This window comes from Bartonella sp. W8122 (assembly GCF_016102485.1).
Lineage (GTDB): Bacteria > Pseudomonadota > Alphaproteobacteria > Rhizobiales > Rhizobiaceae > Bartonella > Bartonella apihabitans.
Window position 1 is genome coordinate 1,255,516 of sequence record NZ_JACFOO010000001.1, and the last position, 24,092, is coordinate 1,279,607.

At 45.5% G+C, this 24,092-nt stretch carries 22 protein-coding genes; 5 read left to right on the forward strand and 17 right to left on the reverse strand.

The window, feature by feature from the left end; all coding sequences use genetic code 11:
• Positions 1-695: 695 nt before the first annotated feature.
• The 6 genes from rsmA to lptF form a co-directional block, all read right to left on the reverse strand.
• On the reverse strand, positions 696-1,526 hold the full coding sequence (gene rsmA, locus H3S83_RS05525) for a 16S rRNA (adenine(1518)-N(6)/adenine(1519)-N(6))-dimethyltransferase RsmA (protein ID WP_198239137.1): 831 nt from the start codon (positions 1,524-1,526) through the stop codon (positions 696-698).
• A complete protein-coding gene (gene pdxA / locus H3S83_RS05530) occupies positions 1,516-2,538 on the reverse strand; it encodes a 4-hydroxythreonine-4-phosphate dehydrogenase PdxA (protein ID WP_198239668.1) in 1,023 nt (340 codons plus the stop codon). The genes rsmA and pdxA overlap by 11 nt, the downstream gene beginning before the upstream one ends.
• 2 nt (positions 2,539-2,540) lie before the next feature.
• Positions 2,541-3,512 carry a peptidylprolyl isomerase gene (locus tag H3S83_RS05535; RefSeq protein WP_077971023.1) on the reverse strand — a complete coding sequence of 324 codons (972 nt, stop codon included), beginning with the start codon at positions 3,510-3,512 and terminating at the stop codon, positions 2,541-2,543.
• A gap of 107 nt (positions 3,513-3,619) precedes the next feature.
• On the reverse strand, positions 3,620-5,983 hold the full coding sequence (locus H3S83_RS05540) for an LPS-assembly protein LptD (RefSeq protein ID WP_370541338.1): 2,364 nt from the start codon (positions 5,981-5,983) through the stop codon (positions 3,620-3,622).
• Positions 5,984-7,075: an LPS export ABC transporter permease LptG gene (gene lptG / locus H3S83_RS05545; RefSeq protein WP_198224929.1), complete on the reverse strand. Its 1,092-nt coding sequence runs from the start codon at positions 7,073-7,075 to the stop codon at positions 5,984-5,986.
• Positions 7,072-8,262, reverse strand: a complete 1,191-nt coding sequence (gene lptF, locus H3S83_RS05550) for an LPS export ABC transporter permease LptF (RefSeq protein WP_077971028.1) — start codon at positions 8,260-8,262, stop codon at positions 7,072-7,074. Before lptF ends, lptG begins: the two co-directional genes overlap by 4 nt.
• A 339-nt stretch (positions 8,263-8,601) precedes the next feature.
• On the opposite strand from lptF, the gene H3S83_RS05555 reads away from it, so the two are divergent.
• From H3S83_RS05555 to H3S83_RS05570, 4 genes are read left to right on the forward strand one after another with little or no spacing between them, the layout of a single operon-like run.
• Positions 8,602-10,089, forward strand: coding sequence for a leucyl aminopeptidase (locus H3S83_RS05555; RefSeq protein WP_198224927.1), 1,488 nt, complete (start codon positions 8,602-8,604; stop codon positions 10,087-10,089).
• Between the two features lies 1 nt (position 10,090).
• Positions 10,091-10,540, forward strand: a complete 450-nt coding sequence (locus tag H3S83_RS05560; RefSeq protein ID WP_198239138.1) for a DNA polymerase III subunit chi — start codon at positions 10,091-10,093, stop codon at positions 10,538-10,540.
• Positions 10,540-10,707 (forward strand): hypothetical protein, encoded by a 168-nt coding sequence (locus tag H3S83_RS05565; protein ID WP_188317772.1) that lies wholly within the window; start codon positions 10,540-10,542, stop codon positions 10,705-10,707. The genes H3S83_RS05560 and H3S83_RS05565 overlap by 1 nt, the downstream gene beginning before the upstream one ends.
• Positions 10,704-10,964, forward strand: coding sequence for a hypothetical protein (locus H3S83_RS05570; RefSeq protein WP_198224923.1), 261 nt, complete (start codon positions 10,704-10,706; stop codon positions 10,962-10,964). Before H3S83_RS05565 ends, H3S83_RS05570 begins: the two co-directional genes overlap by 4 nt.
• Before the next feature lie 13 nt (positions 10,965-10,977).
• Here H3S83_RS05570 and H3S83_RS05575 read toward each other — a convergent pair whose 3' ends face one another.
• Together H3S83_RS05575 and H3S83_RS05580 are read right to left on the reverse strand one after the other, a co-directional pair.
• Positions 10,978-12,267 (reverse strand): MFS transporter, encoded by a 1,290-nt coding sequence (locus H3S83_RS05575; RefSeq protein WP_198239139.1) that lies wholly within the window; start codon positions 12,265-12,267, stop codon positions 10,978-10,980.
• Between the two features lie 647 nt (positions 12,268-12,914).
• Positions 12,915-14,801 (reverse strand): ABC-F family ATP-binding cassette domain-containing protein, encoded by a 1,887-nt coding sequence (locus tag H3S83_RS05580; protein ID WP_198239140.1) that lies wholly within the window; start codon positions 14,799-14,801, stop codon positions 12,915-12,917.
• Positions 14,802-15,034: 233 nt separating this feature from the next.
• On the opposite strand from H3S83_RS05580, the gene ndk reads away from it, so the two are divergent.
• Positions 15,035-15,457: a nucleoside-diphosphate kinase gene (ndk, locus tag H3S83_RS05585; RefSeq protein ID WP_078039347.1), complete on the forward strand. Its 423-nt coding sequence runs from the start codon at positions 15,035-15,037 to the stop codon at positions 15,455-15,457.
• 141 nt (positions 15,458-15,598) lie between these two features.
• Here the strand turns inward: ndk and H3S83_RS05590 are convergent, their stop codons facing one another.
• The 9 genes from H3S83_RS05590 to H3S83_RS05630 form a co-directional block, all read right to left on the reverse strand.
• Positions 15,599-16,450: a YbaY family lipoprotein gene (locus tag H3S83_RS05590; RefSeq protein WP_198232306.1), complete on the reverse strand. Its 852-nt coding sequence runs from the start codon at positions 16,448-16,450 to the stop codon at positions 15,599-15,601.
• A 241-nt stretch (positions 16,451-16,691) separates the two neighbouring features.
• Positions 16,692-17,165 carry a molybdenum cofactor biosynthesis protein MoaE gene (locus H3S83_RS05595; protein ID WP_198232307.1) on the reverse strand — a complete coding sequence of 158 codons (474 nt, stop codon included), beginning with the start codon at positions 17,163-17,165 and terminating at the stop codon, positions 16,692-16,694.
• 3 nt (positions 17,166-17,168) lie between these two features.
• Complete coding sequence (gene moaD, locus H3S83_RS05600; protein ID WP_198239141.1) at positions 17,169-17,420, reverse strand: molybdopterin converting factor subunit 1; 252 nt, start codon at positions 17,418-17,420, stop codon at positions 17,169-17,171.
• A gap of 9 nt (positions 17,421-17,429) precedes the next feature.
• On the reverse strand, positions 17,430-18,011 hold the full coding sequence (gene pgsA, locus H3S83_RS05605; protein ID WP_077971038.1) for a CDP-diacylglycerol--glycerol-3-phosphate 3-phosphatidyltransferase: 582 nt from the start codon (positions 18,009-18,011) through the stop codon (positions 17,430-17,432).
• A gap of 173 nt (positions 18,012-18,184) precedes the next feature.
• On the reverse strand, positions 18,185-20,197 hold the full coding sequence (gene uvrC, locus H3S83_RS05610) for an excinuclease ABC subunit UvrC (protein ID WP_198239142.1): 2,013 nt from the start codon (positions 20,195-20,197) through the stop codon (positions 18,185-18,187).
• Between the two features lie 2 nt (positions 20,198-20,199).
• Positions 20,200-20,964, reverse strand: a complete 765-nt coding sequence (locus H3S83_RS05615) for an SDR family oxidoreductase (protein ID WP_198239143.1) — start codon at positions 20,962-20,964, stop codon at positions 20,200-20,202.
• A gap of 708 nt (positions 20,965-21,672) precedes the next feature.
• Positions 21,673-22,158 carry a hypothetical protein gene (locus tag H3S83_RS05620; protein ID WP_077973497.1) on the reverse strand — a complete coding sequence of 162 codons (486 nt, stop codon included), beginning with the start codon at positions 22,156-22,158 and terminating at the stop codon, positions 21,673-21,675.
• A 61-nt stretch (positions 22,159-22,219) separates the two neighbouring features.
• Positions 22,220-23,080 (reverse strand): 23S rRNA (adenine(2030)-N(6))-methyltransferase RlmJ, encoded by an 861-nt coding sequence (locus H3S83_RS05625; RefSeq protein ID WP_198239144.1) that lies wholly within the window; start codon positions 23,078-23,080, stop codon positions 22,220-22,222.
• Positions 23,081-23,105: 25 nt separating this feature from the next.
• Positions 23,106-23,870: a L,D-transpeptidase gene (locus tag H3S83_RS05630; protein ID WP_246741716.1), complete on the reverse strand. Its 765-nt coding sequence runs from the start codon at positions 23,868-23,870 to the stop codon at positions 23,106-23,108.
• Between the last annotated feature and the right edge of the window lie 222 nt (positions 23,871-24,092).

A 24,092-nucleotide genomic window follows, 5' to 3' on the forward strand; every position in this document is an offset into this window, starting at 1 on the left:
GACACTTGGCACATGGTAATATTAAGAGAAATGAATATTCTTTTCCGGAAATGACATTGGAGGCGGGCGCTGCGTTAATTCCTGCATTTGTGCGGAAGAGCAATGAAAAATGTTGTCGATCAGAAGGACTCTATTGGTTTCGGAGGCGTTTGCATGAACGTCTCAAGCCTTGCCTCTATTTTCCGAGCCTTCTTTAAAGGACGGGATGGCGATACAGCGAATGGCTGAGGAATGATTGAAACCGCAACGGAAATGGCTGCCCGTTTGAAACCTTGTTGGTCAGGAAGAGAAGAGAACTGGTGAAGGGAAGTAACAATATAACTTCAAAAATGCATCAACACTCATGTTCAAGGTGGGATAGGACTGTCTATCGAGTGACTGTTCTGGTCAATCTTAGGCCGGATATTCTATGGTAGCAAAGATATAGGCGATAACCATCCAGATTGCGCAACGAAAATATTTTTGGCCTTGAAATTCAATAAAGCTTTGTGTTGCTGTTATTATAATTTGGTTTCAAAATTGTTCCGGTTACGCTTATTCACCTTGTTCACGTTTTCCTACTTGTCTTGGCAGGCAAAAATAGAAATAAATGAAAACTTTCAACGTCATTTTCTGTCGAGTTCTGATTTACCAGCTCTGAACGATGATACATAAGAGGGTGATTTTTGCTCGCGGTCTTGAAAATTGATTTATTTTCAAGTATCTAGCGCTTTGGCAAGGGCGACGAATTCTTTTATTTCAAGTGTTTCAGCACGCCTTGTTCCGTCAATTGCGGTTTTTTCCAATAACAACTCTCCGCCAAGAGATTTCAGACTTTGGCGAAGCATTTTGCGCCTTTGTCCGAATGCCGCTCTGGTGACTTTTTCCAGATTGCGCGATGAACAGGAGAGCGGATTTTGATAAGGAACGATGTGAACAACAGAAGATGTAACTTTGGGTGGTGGTGTGAATGCCTGTCTTGGAACGTCGAATGCTATTCGTGCAAGAGACCGCCATCCGGTAAGAACGCTGAGCCGCCCATAATGAGGTGTGTCAGGAAGAGCGACAATACGTTCAGCCACTTCTTTTTGAAACATCAATGTCATGGATTTATAAAAAGGCGGCCAAGGTTCGGCTGATAGCCAGCGTGTCAGAAGTTCGGTACCGATATTATACGGCAGATTGGCAACAATTGCAGGCTTTTCGTTTGTGTTGAAAAGGGCATTAAAATCCTGTTTTAAAGCATCTCCCTCTATGATGCGAAGTTTATCCGGATAAATCTCGGAGATTTCTTTAAGAGCACCAACACATCGTGTATCGCGCTCTATAACAGTAACAATCGCCCCTTGAGCCAATAAAGCGCGTGTTAAACCACCTGGGCCCGGACCGATTTCCAGAACCGGTTTGCCAGAAAGATCACCGGCTTGCCGGGCAATTTTGGATGTCAAATTAAGATCGAAAAGGAAATTTTGGCCAAGCGATTTTTTAGCCTGTAAACCGAATTCCGTGATAATTTCCCGCAGCGGTGGAAGTGAGTCAATTGTCATGATGGCGGGCATTTGTTGCAAGCGTTTGAGCAAGTTTTAATGCAGCAATAAAACTGTCCGGTGAAGCTATTCCTTTACCAGCTATGTCAAAGGCTGTTCCATGATCCGGTGAAGTACGAATAAAGGGTAATCCTAAAGTAACATTCACCGTATCATCAAAGCCGATTGTCTTAACCGGTATGAGTGCCTGATCATGATACATACATAGTGCAACATCATAATTTTTTCTTGCTCTGACGTTGAACATCGTATCTGAGGGGAAAGGGCCGGTAACATCAATGCCATGAGAACGCAATATTTCTATTGCCGGCTCAATGATAGTACTTTCTTCTTTTCCCATTGCTCCGCGTTCACCTGCATGGGGGTTTAGACCGGCTATAGCAAGTCTCGGATTATTTATGCCAAATCGTTCACGCAGATCATGGGCGACGATGAGACCGGTACTAACCAGAAGGTCTTCCGAGAGAGAACCGGGAACCTTTTGAAGTGCAATATGGACTGTTACAGGTATTGTTTTTAACTCTGGCCCCCAAAGCATCATGACCGGTTGATATGTCTTCCTATTCATCTGTTTCGAGAGATCAGCCAAAAATTCCGTATGGCCGGGGAAATGAAAACCGGCATCATAAAGCACATTTTTTGCTATCGGGCAGGTAACAAGTGCAGAGGCTTTATGGGCATTAACAAGGTGGGCACCCCGTTCGATTGCCTCGACAATTCCGGCGGCGTTTTTTGAAGACGGATGACCGGGTTTACCGGATTGGCGGTTATCGAGCTTGAGGACCGGAAAATTATCATGAAACAGCGACACGACACCTGTCAGGGCGTCGGGTTCAACGATTTTCAAAGGAACATTAAACTTTAACGCAGATATGGTCTCATTTGTCATATCCGGATCAGCAAGGACGAAAAATGGTGGTATATCGCGAGATTGGCGCAACAACCATGCTTTCAGAGCGATTTCCAGTCCAATGCCGGCGGGATCGCCGCTACTAACCGCAAGTGGTGGCATCATCAGGGGTTCTCGATGCGGGCTTTTTCCCGCAGTTCCTTGAGGTATTTTGCACTGAGATCTTCAGCTTTTTTGTCTCCGGATTTTTCATTGTCCTGAACAGTGAAGACCAGTTGGGCCACCTTATCATCGGAAACTTTTTTAATATTGCAGACAGCAAGAGCTTCAACACCTCTTGGTGTTTCTTGCGGTGGTGTCATACGACCGGCAGGTGTTGCTTTGACCGCCTTTTCCCACTCTTCAGGTAATTGTGGTTCAAGGACACGACCAAGATTGCGGATTGTGACATCAATCATACCGGTCGCTTGCTGCTTAAGATTTGAGCATCCGGAAAATTTCGAACGGAACATTTCAGCATCTTGTTTGCGTTTTCCCAATATAGCACTACGCCGGTTGTTGGGAACAACAAAGATCACTTGCTGCAACTCATATTCATTGGCGGTGGGTTTTACTCCGCCATTTTTCAGCATACGCTGGACTGCTTCCTGCTCGCTAACCATACCGCCTTCTGCGCGAAAGCGGGCACTGACAAGGCGTCCCCATCCCATTTGGACACGAATATAATTTTTGAAATGTTCGGCAGTGACGCCGGCTTTGCCTAACATGTCTGTCAACTGAGCCACAGTCATATGGTTTCGTTCGGCAAAACCGGCAAATGCTTTGTCGACTTCATCATCGCTGACGTCCATATTGCGCTTTTTCATCTCGACGCGTTTGAGCATGTCTTCAATGAGCTCGTCTTTAGCCTGAGCTGCAAGATTGCCGGTTTTTCTCTGCAGTCTAAGAAATGCCGCTCGTCTTTGTATGTCGTAATTGGTTATAGCATTACCGTTGACGATAACAGCAACTGCAGTTAATCCGGAACTTTCTGTTTGGGAGGCTTTTGGAGCGCAAAAAGCGTCAGCCGACAAGAAAGTTGCGCCAAGCATCGACGCAATGATTAATGCCAAGGAGCGTGTTTTCATCTTTTTCATTGTTTCCAGCTTCCACTTTTTGCCGATTGTTTTCCAAACAGTTTACAAATTTGAATATCACAAAAACAGTATTTTACCAAAAAATCTGCCTGTAACTTGCAATATTGTTACATGGCTTTGCCAATATCTGCCACAGTGCGGAAGGACAATAGAAAGCCGAATGTGTGCTTAGGCTCGTTTTCCCAAGGGTTACGTGTCTGGGAATAGCCGAGATTGAAGCCAAAACATTCATCAAGATAATTCAAACCTGTGCCCAATCTCACAAATGTATCGGAAACGAGGTCGTAACTTGAATTGGCATGAACCGACCAATGGTCAGTAAATTTATAATTGCCGTAAAGACTAACTTCTTGACGATCCTGTGCATAACCATAATCCGGCTGGCTTTGGATATACGCATATTGCGATGAAAGCGATACCCGCTTCCAGTTTTGTGAAGCTTCGACCTCACCACGACGGATTGAACCGGTCTCATCATCAAAACGGCCGCGCGAAGCAATGGCAAAACCATTTTCATTGCTTGCACCGATCATCGCAACATAGTCGGAACGGGCAGTTTCAAGTCCTGAATCGGCACCGACGCTGACAAAGTCTTTTGCATTGAAAGAATTTTTACCAAAAAGCTGGAAGGATTGGCCGGCCAAACCATAAAGTGACCAACCATTGTTAAAGTTACCGGAATATCTCAAACCGACATTCGAGCGCGTTCCGCCTTCTGCACGGTCATAACCGGAAAACTTGTCACGTTCAAACAATGTCGTGGCATCAAAAACAAAGCTTTGAGCATCTTCATTGGGAAGGCGGCCGGTATATTGTTCATTATTTCTAATGAAAATTTGCGCGATAGGCTCGATGACATGGGTGGAATTACCTGCTGTAAAGAGCAGGGGATAACGCAAGTCCAGCCCGGCAGTTGCAATGCCGCGGAACGCGCCTGATTCTATATCCATTTTGCTATAGCTACCGTCCGGCATGTAACCACCATAGTTGCCATGGGCATCGGTGCCTATACCATCGCCGCGCAATGCCAGAATTGGCGTGAAGACCAGACCACCCTGACTGATCAGGCTTCTTTTCCATTCAACATCTGTTGTCAATCGGAAGTCTGTCCCGGACATGCCTGCAAGTCGCGCGGTGTTAAGAGGACGACCTTGCCAATCGGCAAAGGCAAAATCTGCCTTATCACGATAGATGGATTGTAAATTTGTATGGAAAGTAAATTCACCGCCATAGACCGATTCGTCCGGAGTGAAAGAATAATCTATACGCGGAAGAACCCATGGCTGGCGGGTGTAACGTTCGCTCGGATTATCTTTGAGCATCGAATCTTGCACTTCAAAATGATAAAAGCGCATATCGAAATAGTTGCGGCCAGCAAGCCCGGTCAAATAGATTTGCGAACGGAAAACATCGTTCTTGTAACCTTCAAGATCATAGGTGCGACTAAAATTCCTGTCAGACTGTGCAAGAATATCCCATCCATATGTCCAGCTTGAATTGATCCGGAAATCACCTTTTGTTGCCACCATATAACGATTATCGTTATTGCTATCAATCGTATCATGGTCGAAATCATCCGGATTAACCTGATAGATATGGGCAAAACGAATATTATATGTGCCTGTCTCCAGACGGTGGCGCCATTCGCCTTCGGTTAATAGACCCTGATTTGTATATCCGGTTGCCGACAGCGTGAAATCATAATTCGGAGCCAAATTCCAGAAATAAGAATTGCGAACTCCGAAACCGAGATCATTCGTAAAAACAAAATTAGGTGTCAAAAGACCGGTTTTACGCTTTACCGTCGGATCCGGCATCTCGAAAACCGGGAACCAGGCAACAGGCATGCCGAAAAACTCGAAATGGCTGTTTTCAAAACGCATGGTTTTTGTGGCACCATTCCATATGATCTTTTTCGCTTTAATCTGCCAGAGGACATCCTTATCGGGCTTATAATAACAGGGCTCGCAGGCCGTATAGGCACCGCGGTTGAATACCGTCATTTGGCCGCCACTACGTTCTGCGCTCACTGCGGCAAATCGGGTATTGTCAGGCGTTTCAGCTCGCAGCGAATTGACAAAACCTTCCCCCAGATCTTCGGTCATATCAATTTGTTGCGAATAATATTTGCTGCCATCCGGTTGGACAATTTCCACATCGCCTTCGGCTAGGACACGATTTGTCTTCTGGTTGTAAACGACCTTGCGTGCAACGATTCGGTTTCCGTCATATTCAATCTGCACATTTCCCTGGGCAGTGACTGTATTGGCGTCACGATCGTAAACGAGCTCGTCCGCCGAAAGTAACATGCGTGCATCCGGATCGGTTTTATGAGTGGCTGTCATGGCACTAAAATCTTGTGCAGAGGCAACATAAATTGCGCCCACTCCCAGAGAACACCCTAACGCGGTGCCGAGTGCCAGAGCCCTTAGGCTGTTCGAAATTTTCATTCCACTTGTCAATTGTCTCACCTAGCCATCCTCTTTATGCAACAAAAAGGATATACCAAAAAATAACGCAATAACAACCGGCACCCAAGCAGCAATTACCGGAGGCACATAAGCCGCCTTACCGAATGCCTGCACAAGAACCGTAACCACATAAAGCACGAACCCGGCAATGATTCCACCCAAAATCATCGTACGAGATTGTCCGAATCTCACAAATTTCAATGTAACAGTTGCCGCGATCAATGTCATCGCTATAAGAAGCGCAGGAAGTGCAACCAATGATTGTAGTTGCATATCGAAAGAATTGGCCGAATATCCGAATGAACGGGCGACCTCTATTTTGCGGGGCAAATCATAATACGGGATCGTTGCCGGATCCGCCAATTTTTCTTCGACAAATTCCGGCCGCAAATTGCTCGGAATCTTTAATTCTGTAAACAATTCAGGCTCATGACCAGCTCTATAACGGCCGCCATTTTCAAGCACCCAATACCCCTGAACAAGGTGGGCACGTGATGTATTCAACCAATCTTTGATCGTTTGATCATCGTTATATTCGACGAAAGTCGCATCAATCAGTGTCAGCCCGCCATCCGCAACAGATTTTGTACCTATGGTTGTAAGCCCGAAGTCGGTACGTTGCGTTAACCATGGCACACGTTCTTTATCCACAGGCGTTTCTATATTCTTGCCTTTCCACTGGGAAAGAATTTTTTCCGATTGTGCTGTTCCCCATGCTGCAACAGGGTTGACCACTACAACGCCGAAAAGACCAAATAAAAAAGCACCAAAACATAAAGGCGTAAGAAATTGCCATGCCGATACGCCTATAGAACGGGTTACAACGAGTTCCATTTTTCTATTGAGAGAGATCAGCGTTGCCATTGCGGAAAACAACGCTACAAACGGAAATAATTGTTGCATGTTGAACGGAATGCGCAATGCCGATATTGCGAGCGCTCCGAAAGGCGAATAACCGGGTAAACCTGCAAGTCTTCCGGCATTGATCGTAAAATCGATCAAAAGAGAAAGAACAAAAATTCCCAGCAAAAAATAGACAGTTGTCTTTACATATCGCGAGAAGAAATACCGTCCTAATGTCCATCCAATCATGATGCGCCCCCATTTACATCAGATTGTTTATGGCGAAAAATTCTATCTTTCAAATGTTTTAGGCCATTCCATATTTTGTAACCGAATTGATCGGGCAATGTCATTTTACGATTTGTCAGGAACAGAAATAGAATAAAGCAGCAAACGCCGATCGGCAAAATGTAGAGAAGCGGTATGTAAGCGAGATCATTATCGGAACGGTCGCCAAAAAAATAACCGATAGCATAGACAATAAGTGAAAGGGAAATCGCCGAAAATGATGCAGAGATGCGCGCCTGACGTTGTGAGCGTGCGTCACCGGCAACTGCCAAGGCAATCAAAGCAAAAACAATAGGGTAAAGCCAGTCGGTAAAGCGGCGATGCAATTCGGCAGTGTATTGCAAAGGCCGTCTCTGATAATAGGAATCATTGGCATCGGGGTGAAAAAGATAAACCAGCGGACGATCTTTCGGAAATATCGTTGGGGTTCCGTCACTTGCTGTGAAATCGCTCAGGTTGAATGTATAGGAGCCGAATTTGATAATCGACATGGTTCCGGCTTTATTGTCACGCCTTTGCACTTCGCCATTATTGAGAACAAGAAAATCTCCAGTATTATTGCTGATAACCGAACCATTGACGGCGTAATAATAGAGGTCGGTCGTCGGATCACGCTGGTCGGCTATAAAAAGCCTCCCGATGGTACCATCGTCATGGCGTTCCCCGATTTCCATATAGAGATTGTCTGTCAGCTCACGAAAATTCCCTTCTTGTATGAACACATTGATCAGGTCCGAATGTGTTGTTGCCATCATTTCCCGCATTGTGATACGTGCTTGCGGGCTTATAAAGTTTGTGATGACAAAGGAAAATATTGCAGCAAGAACAGCGAGGAGCAAAATCGGTTTCCAGACAGTGCTGCGAGGTGCTCCCGACGCATTTATCACCACGAGCTCTGAATCCTGATTCATTGTCGATAATGTCTGGGCAATGGCGATAACGAGAGCGAACGGAATAACGAGCGGAATGACCGAGGGGATAAATAGGGACGAGAATTGCAGAATAGTAAAAAGAGTCTGACCACTGGTGGTTAAAAAATTGATTCTGGACAGAACCTGAACAGTCCAGCTGATTCCTACAGCAGCAAGGAGAACTGCCATAAACAGAACGAAAACACGTCGTAGGATGTATAATTCAATAATGCGCATTGATGGATAATACATCCTCATCACTGATGTTCATAATAACCACGAGTCTATGGAACCGAGTTCCATGTTTGAACCGCTCTATTTCTTTTTTCCCTTGATAGCATGACGAGTCTAACAAGAGGCAAAAAAAAATAGTTAACCGTTTCTTAATGATTTCTTTTGCCACAAGTGACGGATAAGTTGCAAGATAGCAAGGGCTATCTTGCGGTAAACGGGATAAAAAAATACATTCAGTGCCAACTAGTCACACTTTGCCGTTAAAAGGTATAAAAGAAAACTTGATCATTATGGATTTTTTCAAATCCATATTTTGCAGTAACCAGATGGCAGGAGTTATGAATGCAAAAAAATATCGTCATTGAAAGCAGTACAATTTCTGCACCGAAAAAAAACGTTGTTGTCGTTCTTGTTAACGAAGACGGTAAAAGTGCTTTTGAAGTAGAAAAAATGGTTGGAAAAGCACTTGTCGACAGAATTATGAAAGTGCGTCATTTCAAGGGCGACAAGTTGGAGCTCGTCGACGAAGTATGCGATGGGAAAAAGGGTTTTGATCGGTTGGTGCTGCTCGGGGTAGGAAACGTAGCTCGGCTTCAGGGAGATGACTGGGTAAAGCTCGGGGGCGCCACATTTGCCGCTCTGAAAGATAGCGAAGAAGCAGATATATATCTGACTGTAGCGGGAGAAAAATTGAAAGAACAAAGCATTCTCGATTTTATTCTCGGAATTCGGCTGCGTGGCTATGCGTTCGACGACTATAAAACTGTTTTGAAAAATAAAGAAAAGAAGGCGAAATCCTGCAAGATAACTCTTCAACTGGAAGATGAAAAAGCGGGAAAAATACTTCTGGAACGGGCAAATTCACTTGCAGACGCGGTACTTTTTGCGCGTGATCTGATCAACCAGCCGGCCAATATTCTCGGAACCAAAGAATTTGTAAAAGAAGTTGAAAAACTTGAAAAACTTGGCGTCAATGTCGAAATTCTCGACGAAAAAGATATGAAAAAACTGGGCATGGGCGCTCTTCTTGGCGTCTCTCGTGGTTCGAAACGTCCACCTTATCTGGCGGTTATGCAGTGGCAGGGCGGAAAAACAAAAGATCGTCCATTGGCTTTCGTCGGCAAAGGGGTAGTTTTCGATTCAGGCGGAATTTCTTTGAAATCCAGTGGCGGAATGGAAGGAATGAAAGGCGATATGGGGGGAGCCGCCGCCGTTACCGGTCTCCTAAAGGCTGCAGCTTCCCGAAAAGCCAAAGCCAATATTGTCGGTGTTATCGGACTTGTAGAAAATATGCCTGATGCCAATGCCCAACGTCCGGGCGATATTGTTACGTCGATGTCAGGCCAGACAATCGAGGTTATTAATACCGATGCAGAGGGTCGCTTGGTTCTGTCGGATGCGTTGTGGTACACCAAAGAACGTTTCAATCCGAAGATTATGGTCGACCTTGCAACGCTAACCGGTGCAATTATGGTTGCACTTGGTAGTGATCATGCCGGACTATTCAGCAATCAGGACGATTTGGCTCATAATCTCATCAAGGCAGGGCTTGAAACCGGCGAAAAACTCTGGCGGATGCCATTGAATGAAACTTATGACAAATTGGTCGATTCGAAAGTGGCGGATATGAGAAATAGCTGTGGGCGTCACGCCGGTTCCATTACTGCCGCCCAATTTTTAAAGCGTTTTGTCGGAGATACAGCCTGGGCACATCTTGATATCGCCGGTACAGCAATTGAATCCCCTTTAAACGAATATAATCAGTCCTGGGCCTCGGGGTTTGGTGTTCGTCTGCTTGATCGTCTTATTCAGGATAGCTACGAGGGTTGAAGTGGCAGAAATACTGTTCTACCACCTGACACAGTCTACGCTCGAAGACGCCTTACCTGGACTTCTCGAGCGATCACTGGCTCGCGACTGGAAAGTGACTATCCAGTTTATGAGTGATGAACGGCGCGATGCAATGGATTCCTACCTTTGGGTCTATTCGGATGATTCCTTTATCGGTCACGGCACTGAAAGGGATAAATACCCGAATCTCCAACCGATTTACTTGACCGTGGGGGAAGAAAATCCGAATGGTTCACAAGTTCGTTTCATGCTTGAAGGATCAAATTGTTCGGATCCCGACAGTTACGAACGGTTAGTCGTCATGTTTGACGGTCATGACGAGGATCTATTGGCTCAAACGCGCCAACAATGGAAAAGTTATAAGGCTAAAAATCATAAATTGACTTACTGGCAGCAAACCGAAGACCGCCGATGGGAGAAAAAAGCCTGATGCGTATTACTCCCGTTATTCTAATTTTTATCGGTCTTGCCGGCCTTATCTATCCGGAAAAATTTTTAGAGGATGGTTCGGGCGGAGGACGTTGGGTTTTTGTCATTATTATCGCATTGGGCGTTTGGACGATTTTGCGATCTGCCAGACGAAATAGCAGCCGATGAATTTTACGCGCTTGGCACTTCTCGTTTGGGCTGTTTTTTTCGGCTTTGTCATAACGTCATGGATTGGCTCGACACATCTTCTGTCCAGCACTTTTCATATTGAACGTATCGATATTGCGGCAAATGTCATATTCATTACGGCAACGATTTTATCAGCCTTGGTACTCAATTTAATCATACCGAAATCTATGTCGAAAAAAATAGCAGTGGTAACATTTCTTCTGCCACTGCTATTTTTATTCTTTTTGATAGTTTGATATTTTCAATTTATCAGTGTGAAATCTCTTTGTCTGTAAATCCGACAAAACATGTCAGAGAGATAAACGAGCAAAATAACAGATAATAACCGATATAAGCGGTGCCGAAATTCTGGACGAGTGTCTCGGCAATATAAGGCGCGAATGATGCACCAAAAATTCCCGCAAGGTTGAATGTCATTGATGCACCGGTATATCTGATTGATGTCGGAAAAGGGGAGGCAAGTGCTGCGCCGATCGGACCATAGGTAAGCCCCATCAGGCCGAGGCCAACGGCTGAAAGTATGAAGCTGCCGAACACACCTCCATCCAAAAGATAGGGCATGGAAAAAGAAAAAAGCCCGATAAAAATTGTAACCCAGATCATCAGAGTACGGCGTCCGATACGGTCGGATATCTTTCCTGAAAAAGGAATGAGGAGACCGAAGAATACGGCACCAACCATCTGTATTTCAAGCGCTTGGCCGAAAGTGAGGCTAAGGTGGTGGGTTGAATAGGATAACAAATATGCACTGCACAGGTAGAACAAGACAAAGGTGGTCATACCGGCGAAACTACCGAGGAAAAGCGCTCGCGGATATTTAACAAAGACGTCGATCAATGGCACTTTAACGCGTTCGGCACGCTCTATTGCTTTTTTGAATTCGGGCGTTTCACTGATGGAAAGCCGTACCCAAAGGCCGATTATAATCAGGATAATCGAAGCGATAAAAGGTATCCGCCATCCCCATTCAAAACGTTGGCCTTCGCTTAAAAAATTCCACATGAACCAGAATGTACCAGCAGAAAGGATAAGTCCGATTGGCGCACCGAGTTGCGGGAACATCGCATACCAGCCGCGTTTTTCCTTCGGTGCATTTTCTGTTGCCAGCAAGACAGCGCCGCCCCATTCACCTCCCAGACCAAGTCCCTGACCGAAACGGCAGAGCGTCAGCAATAACGGGGCATACCAGCCGATGGATGCATATGTCGGTAGAAAACCGATAAGAACAGTCGAGATACCCATTGTGAGCAATGCAGCCACGAGTGTCACTTTGCGACCTAATTTGTCACCATAATGACCGAAGATGATTGATCCTAAAGGACGGGCAAAGAACGCCGCCGAAAAAATGGCGAAAGAACTTAGAAGTGCAACAGTCGGATCACCTTTCGGAAAAAATAACACGGGAAATAGAAGCGCTGCTGCCGTTGCAAAGACATAAAAATCGAAAAACTCGATCGTCGTACCGATCATACTGGCAAGCAAAATCTGCGCAACCGAATTATGAGGTTGTGCATTTTCTTCGATGGTAGCTGTTGACATGATTAGAAAGTCTCCACCCAAATAAACGTAATGAAATTATAAAAACAGTCTGCAATAGTTATAAAAATTTCGTTGAACTGTCGAGTCCGGTTCGGATAAAAATTGTTGTGAGCAAAAGAACTCATCCGTTTCTGTTACTGAAAGAATTAAAAAGCCTATGGCACGTTTTTTGATTGACTGGCTTTCATGCAGGCAGCGCGGTTCTCCTGCCAGGTGAAAAATAGCGGAAGCTTCCGGTTCAAGTTTCGGAAAGAAAAAACAAATTGATTTATTGAGCCTGAAAATCACAACGGCGAGATTTTAATCGACTTGTAAAAAAAACGGCACGGGGCGCGCGCGGCCTCAATTTCTAATAGAAAAATGTGATTGTGTCGGACTTTGATCAAGTCGGTTTTGGCGTCAGAAAGATGGATTATTCGTTGCATGACCGACAAGCCGATGAATATAAACGATTGTCTACCGTTTCTTGGCTCTGACATTTGATAACTATAAATCTATTATGTCCAATTAGCACAACATAAACTGTTAGAGTCGTGAGCAGCACTAAGCGAGAAAAGAAAGACGACGCCGTCAAGCAATTAATTTTGTAAGACCGGTCACAAAATTTTATGCGACTTTAATTCCATTTAATGGATATTGGATCTTGGTTATTGAATGGCGGCCTCGTAATCGCCACTCATTTTAAGCCAGCGATTTTCCGCATCTTCAAGCCTGCTTACCGCATCTGCGCGTTCTTTTGCAAGCTCCGCGCCTTTTTCGGGCGATTTTGCATAAAGATCCGGTGCTGCAAGTTCTGCGTCCAGACGTGCAATCAGTTTTTGCAGCCGCTCCATCAGCGCTTCTGTATCAGTGATTTGTTTCTTGAGTGGCGCTAATCCGGCACGCTTTTCAGCATTTGCTTTACGCTGTTCATTCTTCGATTTAGGAGCCAAAGCCGCTTTCTCTTGTTTTTCAACGTGTCTGGATTTTGGCAGACCCAATATTTCATTGCGATAATCGTCCATATCACCTTCATAGGGATGGACTGTGCCATTACGTACCAGCCAAAGCCGGTCGGCTGTCGCCTCAATCAGATGGCGATCATGTGCAATGAGAATAACGGCACCTTCGAAATCGTTGAGAGCCATGACAAGAGCTTCGCGACTATCAATATCAAGGTGGTTGGTCGGTTCATCAAGAATAAGAAGATTCGGCCCTTCAAAAGTAGCAAGCCCCATGAGCAAGCGGGCTTTTTCACCACCCGAAAGCTCTTTGGCTTTGGTCATCATCTTTTCGGTCGAAAGCCCCATACGCGCAACCGCAGCGCGGATTTTTGCCTCTGGTTGATTTGGCATGAGACGGCGCACATGTTCGATAGGATTTTCTTCCGGCCGCAAATCATCAAGTTGATGCTGGGCAAAAAACGCCACTTTCAGATTGGGCGACACTGTCATTGTGCCAGCCTCGGCTTTAAGGCGACCTGCGAGCAATTTAGCCAGAGTGGATTTTCCGTTACCGTTCGAACCTAGCAAGGCAATTCTGTCATCATTGTCGATTCTGAGGTCAAGACCTTTCAATACCGGTTTTCCCGGTTCATATCCGACATCGACTTTTGACAGCGCGATAATTGGCGATGCAGCGGTCTTTTCCGCCGAGGGGAATGAAAAAGGTTGCACATGTTCATCCTGCCAAACGCTGATAGGTTTCAATTTTTCCAATGCTTTCAAGCGCGATTGCGCTTGTCTTGCCTTGGTTGCTTTGGCACGAAAACGCCGGACAAAATCTTCCATATGTTTGCGATGGGCTTCCTGTTTGGCTGCCTGCTTCAATTGGAGTTCTTTTGTTTGCTCATGTTGGCGTTCGAATTGGTCATAATTTCCGCGCCAGAGTGTGAGTTTCTTGTTTTCAAGATGGAGAATCGAGGTCGTTGCGCTGTTAAGAAGTTCCCTATCATGACTGATGATAATGACCGAGTAAGGGTAACGACGCACATATTCAATAAGCCATAACGTACCCTCGAGATCGAGATAGTTTGTCGGCTCGTCAAGCAAGAGAAGGTCAGGTTCGGAAAACAGAACTGCAGCAAGTGCAACGCGCATGCGCCACCCGCCGGAAAAGGATGAAGCAGGGCGCTGTTGTGCTTCTGCGTCAAATCCCAATCCTGACAGAATGCTTCCAGCACGCGCTTCGGCAGAATGGGCACCGATATCGCTAAGACGGGTGTGAATTGCAGCAATTCTCATCGGGTCGGTTGCTGTTTCCGCTTCCTTTAACAATTGAGCCCGTTCTTTGTCTGCTGCGAGAACTATTGAAATGAGCGAATCCTCGGTGCCGGGAGCTTCCTGGGCAACTTGTCCGATGCGTGTATCTTTAGGGATGGTCACATCGCCGGTTTCAGGGGCGAGTTCGCCCATTATGACGCGAAAAAGCGTTGACTTGCCAGCCCCGTTATGGCCGACAAATCCGGTTTTCGACCCCGTAGGAAGTGTTGCACTGGAGTGATCAATCAGAAGACGTCCAGCGACACGGACCGTAATATCGTTCAAAATCAACATAATCACAGGCTTTTGCATGGGTTTTGTTATGAACGCAAGAAAAATCGTTTGGATCCCGAGTTAATAATTGCGTCAACCGAAAGCCGGATTATTTATGCATAAAAATTGGAAGCTCTATGTCAAAATGTTCCTTTAATGGAAAAGGGTTTGACAAGAGAGAAGTGTTTTACTTGGCAAAAACCGCTTATACGTCTATAGAGACGCAACTGAGATTTATTTTTAAAGGTGGCAAAATGGCTATAGAACGTACTTTCTCTATGATTAAACCGGATGCAACACGTCGTAATCTGACGGGGGCCATTACAAAAATGCTTGAAGAAGCGGGTCTACGCGTTGTCGCATCCAAGCGTGTATGGATGAGTTTGCGTGAAGCAGAAGGCTTTTACGCTGTTCATAAAGACCGCCCGTTTTTTGGCGAATTGACTGAATTTATGTCATCAGGTCCGACTGTTGTTCAGGTACTTGAAGGTGAAAATGCCATTGCCAAAAACCGTGAGATCATGGGAGCCACAAATCCGAAAGATGCTGCTGAGGGGACAATTCGCAAGACATTTGCTTTGTCGATCGGCGAGAATTCTGTTCACGGCTCGGATTCACCAACAACAGCCAAGGAAGAAATTGCATACTGGTTCTCCGGCACTGAAATTGTTGGCTAATTGTTAGACCAACAACAATTATAAAAACAGATTAAGCCCGGCATGAGCGCCGGGCTTTCTTAATTCTGTTTACAAGTCTTCGGATTATGTCAGAAGAGGCGATAGGTAAGCAGGGCCAACTGGTTGGTTAGAGCAGAAGTTTTAGAGTTCCGGCACGAGGCGGGCTACATAATTTCCGTTCTCGTCTTTCAAAATAAGACGACCGAGATCGTCGAACATAAATGTTTTTGCTTTGGCAAGCATTTCAATGAAACGGTTTTCCTGCTGCGAAATTGCCTCTGCACAGGCCATAAAAGTCATGGCAGGCGGGTCAAAAGCGATGATGCCACGATCATTATCGATTGAAACCGAGCTGGTATAACGGTTACAACCACCGCTACCGCTGACACGATATTTGGGTAAACTGTCAGTTGTTTTATCTTCCGCTTTGTTGTTCACAGAAACGGTCAGATTCGAGTTGTCGATGATACCCGCACTGAACATATCCTCCACTTTCCACTCTCTGCCGGAGATTGTTGTTGAAACCGGTTTTGGAGTGGTTGTGGACTGGTTGACCATGCCAAGTACCAGTTCATAACGGGCATCTTTATCTTCCGGATTGATCGGTTTTCTTTCGTCGCTCACAAACCATAAAATATCTCCGACCGCAATGCGGGCTTGAAGTGCATATTTATGCTGTGGAACGATATTGGCCTCGTTCAATGGCAAATCGAATTCAATAGGAACAGAACCATCGGGTTGTTGGGAAATTTCTGCCACAACAGGGAAAGGTCCGCCCTCATTGGTCACATCGACAAGCTGAACAACAAGATAAGCATGCCGGGGCAGGGTAATGCGCTGCAGATAAGTAACATCGCCATGAATAGAAGGGGACAGAGAAGAGCTATAGGCTGGAACAATTGTATTCATAATGAAAGAGGGGATTGTAAGGAGTGAAACTCCGGCCAATGCAGTTGCACCAAATGTAAGAGCCGCAAAGATATTCCGTTTCATAAAGTGATATAACCTTTGTTGATGAACGATCCATTGACTGCCAACGATGCTTTTTATGGAGAGCTATTGATGAGCTTCGTTCAGTGACCGATAGAATTTAACCCTTTTTTTCGGGAAAAAATAAGGCACAACGGTGATTCTTCCACCACAATTATATTTAACAGGCGATAGTTTCCAAAATTCCGTATAACGTGACGAACAAGAGTTTGCATCCAATATTATTTGGATCGATTTTTATCTTCTATTTTTGAGGTCGGATTTTTTGCCATTTCTCCTGTGTATGAAGATCTGCGTCTTTTGCTTCAACCCAGTTTTGCGGCGTACCATCAACAAGATGTTCTTTTTTCCAGAACGGAGCTTCGGTCTTCAGAAAATCCATAATGAAATTTGCTGCATCAAAAGCTTCTCTGCGGTGAGGGGAGGCGGTGACAACCAGAACAATCTGTTCGCCTACCTTGATCGTTCCGTAACGGTGAATGACGGTAACCCCGTTTAATGACCATCGAGATGCTGCGTCATTTACAATCTGTTTGATGCGTTTCTCGGCCATTCCGGGATAATGCTCTATTTCAAGAGCAGAAAGACGCCCGCCTTCGCTTCGGCACAAACCACAAAAGGACACAATGCCGCCAATGGAAGGCGAAAGGGTGCGGATTTTTTCAACCTCGCTTCCCATATCGAAATCTTCCGACTGCACAACAATTTTGAATGCCATGGCTCAACCACCTGTCATCGGCGGGAAAAGCGCGATTTCATGCGGCTTTCCAATCAGACTATCGTGATCGACATGTTCTTCGTCAATAGCCACGCGGATAAGTTCGGGCTTCTCCAGCGCATAAGCATAATTTTCCCCGAGAGTTTTGAGATAGGAGAGAAGATCGTCTACCGTTTTGACGTTTTCAGGCAATTCAAGAATTTCTTCTCCGCGACCGATACGTTCGCGAACCCAGGCAAAATATTGTAATTTCATGCGTATCCTTCAATCAATCACGTGTTTAAGACCGGCACGGAAATAATCCCAACCCGTCCATAGAGTAAGAATAGCGGCGACCCACAACATGACAAGTCCGAATTCGGTTGCATAAGGAATAACTTTGTCACCAGCAGGGCCGGCAAGCAGAAAAACAATGGAAAACATTTGTACTGTCGTCTTCCATTTTGCGAGCCTTGAAACCGGCACACTTACTTTGAGAGACGCCAGATATTCACGCAATCCCGAAACTAGAATTTCACGGCAAAGAATGATGATTGCAGCCCAGAGAGCCCATCCTGCAATTGTACCATCGGCGGCAAGCAATAAAAGACACGCCGAGACAAGAAGTTTATCAGCAATCGGGTCAAGCATACGACCGATATTCGAGGTCTGTTTCCAGACGCGGGCAAGATAACCGTCGAAAAAATCTGTAATAGAGGCAACCACAAATATGACAACCGCCCACCAGCGTGCCGTATCGGTCGATTGTAGACGGCCTTCTACGAAAAAGCACAAGACGACAAGCGGTACAGCAACAATGCGTGCATATGTAAGGATGTTTGGCAACGATAAAGTATGATTTTTCATTCTGCCGTAATCAATCCTTTTAATGTCTTATGACTGCTTTAGGGCGAAACATAGCAAGCGGCCAATTGATTGCATTTTATAAAAATTAATCGAATATACCTCTTTAACAAAAAGGCCATCGATTGAATCGAGATACATATATAAATTAGCGATAGAATTGACAGAAACAAGCATTATCTTTCATTAAAATGATCGTGAATTTGTTGAGCTGTTGCTGCTGATATTCCTTCGACTTTCATCAAATCTTCTACGGCTGCGCCGGCAACGGCTTTTGCAGTGCCGAAATGGCCAAGCAAAGCGCGTTTCCTGGCCGGTCCGATACCTTCCACTTCGTCGAGCGGGTTCTTCATCATTTCTTTTTTACGTTTTATGCGATGGGTACCGATGGCAAATCTGTGAGCCTCATCACGTAGCCGCTCGAGAAAATAAAGCACGGGGTCACGCGGTGGTAACATGAAAGGTGGACGACCGGAGACAAAAAACCGTTCCCGTCCTGCCTCGCGATCGACACCTTTTGCAACGCCGATAGCAGTCACAACATCGTCAATGCCGAGTTCTCTCAGCATCTCGTGCACAACTGTCATCTGGCCTTCGCCGCCGTCAATCAGAATAATATCGGGCCAGGCCGGAAAACTGTCGTCATTGCCAGCATTATCATCGGCTTGAGGTACCGGTATGCCATGCTCTTTGATGAGCCTTTTGAACCGCCGGTCGATAACTTCCTTCATCATACCGAAGTCGTCACCCGGTGTAATATCGGTCGAGCGGATATTGAATTTTCTATATTGGTTCTTGATAAAACCGTCGCGTCCGGCAACGATCATACCGCCTACCGCATTGGTTCCCATGATATGCGAGTTATCATAGACCTCGATACGGCGGGGTACTTTTTCAAGGCCGAATGTCTCGGCAACCCCTTGCAACAGTTTCTCCTGTGTCGACGTTTCAGCAAGCCTACGTCCCAGTGCCTCGCGTGCATTGGTCAGGGCATGTTCAACGAGTGACTTTCTTTCACCCCGTTGTGGCACGGAAATTGTGACTTTGCGTTCTGCTTTTTCGGTAAGGGCTGTGGCAAGCAGTTCTTCCTCTTCAACATGGTCGGAAAGCAGAATAAGTTTCGGTACCGGTTTGTCATCATAAAACTGGGCAAGAAAAGCTCCGAGCACTTCGGGAGCAGAAATCGAAGGGTCAGCTTTCGGAAAATAGGAACGATTTCCCCAATTCTGTCCTGTTCTGAAGAAGAACACCTGAATGCATGTCATGCCGCCCTGTTGGGCAATCGCAAAAACGTCCGCTTCGTCAACTGTTTGCGGGTTGATTTCCTGATGACCCTGAATATGGGACAAGGCCGACAAACGGTCGCGATAGACAGCAGCCCTTTCAAAGTCGAGTTTATCGGCTGCCTCCCGCATGATTTTTGCCATATTGTCTTGAATAGCCTGACTTTTTCCTGAAAGAAATGCTTTCGCCTCGTCGACAAGTTTCATGTAATCGGCGTCACTGATTTCATGTGTGCAAGGCGCTGAACATCTTTTGATCTGATAGAGCAAGCAGGGTCTAGTACGCGATTCCATGACAGAATCTGTGCATGTTCTGAGTAAAAACGCCCTTTGCATGGCGTTGATTGTTCTTGTGACCGCACCGGCAGATGCAAAGGGGCCGAAATAATCACCTTTGCGAGACCGTGCACCCCGATGCTTATAGATAGCAGGAGCGCGTGTGTCGCGCGTAATGATAATATATGGAAAGCTTTTATCATCGCGCAGCAGAACATTAAAACGCGGGCGCAACCGCTTGATAAGATTGGCTTCTAAAAGAAGAGCCTCGGTTTCTGTGCTGGTAACCACAAATTCCATATAATGGGTGGCCCGTATCATGCGCGCGATGCGGTTATTGTGTCCATGCCCACGTGCGTAATTCGACACGCGTTTTTTCAAATTCCGCGCTTTGCCGACATAAAGCACGTTACCATCCTTGTCGAACATCCGGTAAACGCCCGGTTTATTCGGCAAATTTTTAACAAACTCCTGAATGAGCGGTGCACCGGTGAGCTTCAGATCATCATTTTTGAAGCCACCTTTATCCCAGATAATATCGGGTGTCAGAGAAGCCGAATGACGATCTTCATCCGATTTCGCTTCCTGATTTTTAGCGGCCTCAGTGTTTGGTTCGTTCAGGGATTTCATAATTATTCAATTCGTCCTGCAATATCGGGCGTTTGCCACATAAGATGCTGGCCGCCATCTAAAGCAATCATTTGTCCGGTTATTGACGTTTGCCACCAAAAATAACGTATCGTTGCGCCAAATTCGGACAATTCCGGTCCATGTTCAAGCAAAACAGAACGCGCCTGTCTTAAAAAATCTTCTTCGTCCTGCCTTGGACTTTTAAGTGTTGGTCCCGGACCGATGGCGTTAACGCGGATACGGGGGGCAAGTGCCTGAGCGAGTGTTTTGGTCAATGTCCAGAGTGATGATTTGGATAGGGTATATGACAGAAAATTGGGATTAAGTTTTAAAACGCGCTGGTCGATAATGTTGACGATTAACCCTTTCAAATTGTCCGGCAATAGAAAAAACATGCGGTCAGCCAAAAGGGTAGGGGTTTTCAGGTGGATTGCAAAATGTTTATCCCAGACATCCATATCAAGTGCGCCGATGTGGTCATCAAGAAACAGAGAGGCGTTGTTGACAAGGATTTCAACAGGCCGTCCCATTTTCTCTGTTACCGTTTCCAAAAGGCCCTTGCCATGCGTTTCCAGAAGATCGGATTGGAAAGACAATGCTTTGGCTCCGAAAGCTTCCAGTTTGTGCACGAGCTCGGCGGCTTCCTGTTTCCCTTCATTATAATGAATCGCGAGATCGAAACCATGTTGAGCCAAATCAAGCGCCATTGCGGCACCTAAACGTTTGGCACCGCCTGTAATCAGAACGACAGGACGCTTCTTTTCCATTTGATCAAACAGTTTCCGTTGACAGTTTTTTGTAACGCTCGAACTCTCGCCAAGTTTAAAACCTTACAGTTCAAAATGGCGATATTTTCCGCTGAAATCAAGGCTTGTAAAATCACAAAACAAATCAATCATTTGCTGAGAGAAAAGAATTTCCAAGTTTATGCAGATGTAACACGCTCATAGCGCATTGCTATAAATGGATCGCTGTTTAAACCGAAAGATGATTGTGAAAGTTTAAGAGACTTGGAAAATGAGCTCCAGAAAACCGGTGCGAAAGGCTCGAAAAAAAGCTCTTCTCTTTCCTGAAGCGGTTGGTTGTTTGTAACCAAGCGCCTGAAAGTCAGGCACGGCCATCTTCTTTTATACTTTATCGCACTTCATTCCACTTTTACCTTTCGAGGAGGAAAAAAGTGATGTTGTGTAGTACTATGACAGAATTCGGCGAAATTACTGTGCTTGTAGGTAGCAATCATATCGGGTTAACTTAGAAACTGCTTCTAACCGGAAACTATTGCATGAGCGCTGATAGCAGGGGCATTCGGTCGGGAAAGCTAATCCCACGAATTTTCTAAAATCGATTATCTTAAAGTTAGCCCGTCAAAACGTTTTTTAGAAGTTGCATTGTCTTGCGACAGCGCAGCAGAAAAGAGATTTTTCAGCAGACTTTGCTTTAGACGAAGAGTGGCAGATCAGCGACGGGCTTTTTGATTATTTGACTGCGCGACAGTTACCGTCCTGAATTCGCCATTTGTCGAAACCTTCAACACAAAATTCGACATTATAGCCACTGACACCGGTAAAGCCTTGGCCATATTCCACCATATAATAAAGCGGATAGCTCGACCCGTCATTCATAATGGCTGTCGCGCGGCAAAATTGACGGGGAATATTAAGCTTTGTTGCCGGATTTTCGCCCCGTGTCATTTCAATATCTCTCACCTGATCGATATGAACAACCGGCAAACCGGGGACATTATGCACTTCATGGCGGAACTTGTAGCCGACTTCCCAGAGGATGCGTTTATAACCACACACGCCTGCATCGTTCACTGCAGAAGCTTGCGTTTGAGGGGCTGATGATGCCGCCAAATCGGCTGCTGTTGCAGAATTCACGCAGGCATAGAAGCCAAGCCCGAAAACCGAGAAAGACAAAACTTTGCGAAAACTTGCGTTAAAGAACGATGACTTTTGCATGATTATTCCACGTTGACCATTTCTGGGCTCAATATGTTTCATTGTCTCAAATCCGTCAAGGTCAAACAGTTTCACCATTTATCCATTCATTAATTAATTGTGCATGTTTGTCTGCTCCAAGGCGATCAAGTAAAAATGCTTTGAGCTTGCTCATTTCCTGGGGCAACACATAAGGTGGATTGACAATAATCATGCCACAGCCATCAAGTCCCGGCATTTCGGAGCGTTGTTTGATTCTAAGCTCCAGCCGCAAGATTTTCGGTATTGAAGTGCTTTTCAACTCGTTCATGAACCAATTGAGTTCATTATAATGTTTGACAGGGTACCAAAGGGCATAAATTCCACCGGAAAAACGCTTGTATGCTTTCTCGAGACCTTCGATAAGCTGCTCGAATTCATCGGTTTTTTCAAATGGGGGATCAACAACAATAAGTCCACGCTTTTCTTTTGGCGGCACGTGGGCACCAAGCGCAAGATATCCGTCGAGATGGATGATACGCGCCTGATAATCACCGGCAAAATTATTCGCCAATTTTTTATAATCGGCTTCATGAAGCTCTATTGCCGTTAAGCGGTCCTGTTTCCTTAGGAGCTTCCGCTCGAGATAAGGGGAGCCCGGATAACGGGTCAATTTGCTGCTATTTCCGCCATTAAGGTCGTTTACAACATCAAGCCACGGCTTGATGAGCAATTCGATGTCGGGTGCGATAGGTTGATGAAGGATACGGCCGATACCGTCAATCCATTCACCGGTTTTTTGTGCCTCTTCCGAAGCAAGGTCATAAACGCCGATACCTGCATGTGTATCAATCACACGGAAAGCATGGTCTTTCTTTTTTAAGTATTCGATGATGCGGGCGATAATAATGTGTTTGAACACATCGGCAAAATTGCCTGCATGATAGATATGACGATAATTCATTATTTTGTTCTAACTGTTTCTGATATCAGCCGAGGCCGATTTTATGGGGCAGAACAACAGCACGGGTTCCCACCGGCACACGGCTATAAAGATCAATAATATCCTGATTGAGGAAACGGATACATCCCGAGGATACACGCTTGCCGATTGACCAGGGTTCGACCGTTCCATGCAAACGGAAAAGTGTGTCTGTTCCACCCCGATAAAGATAAAGTGCACGAGCGCCGAGCGGATTACCGGGACCACCTTTCATGCCATCCGACAGATGGCCGTATCTTTGCGGCTGCTTTTGCATCATGCTTGCCGTCGGGTGCCATGTCGGCCATACCGCTTTACGACCGATTGTTGCTTCTCCTTGAAAATCTGCAGCGGCCGACCGCGCAACACCGACGCCGTAGCGCATGGCTCGTCCTTCCGAAAGCACAAAATAACAGAAGAAGTTGGTTGGATCGACAACAATAGTTCCAGGCTTATAAGGCATATGGAATGCAACTTCCTGACGCAGATATTCCGGATTGATACGCCTTGTATCAACAGCACTCACTGGAAAACCGTTATCGGTCGTAGCCGCATACATGGATGCGTATTTTTCATTTAACGGATATTCTCCGTAACTTACCTTCTTCTTTTTTGGCGTAACCTTCGGCTTCGCCTTGTGCCGCCTTATAACATAGGTCGTTGTCGTAACCGGCTCGCCGGTATCAATCGGAACCATTTTGGGTAAAGGGTGGCGAAAAGTACAACCGGCAAGGAAAAGCGGTGCCGAGAGAAGGAAAAAGCGTCTGTTCATTTTAAAGATCTCGATAGCCCGGACAGACCATAAAATTATAAAGCAAGTTCTGGTCCGTCATAATTGGAAAAAGCAAATATCCTTCAATAAGGTTTGATGAGCAGATAAAAGAAAATGGACATCGACTCTTTTCTGCAAATCAATTTTTATGTGGGAAGCTTTTAACACAAAATTAACCTGACTTGATAGAGGTCTTTGAATCTGATTTTCTAATTTTTTTGG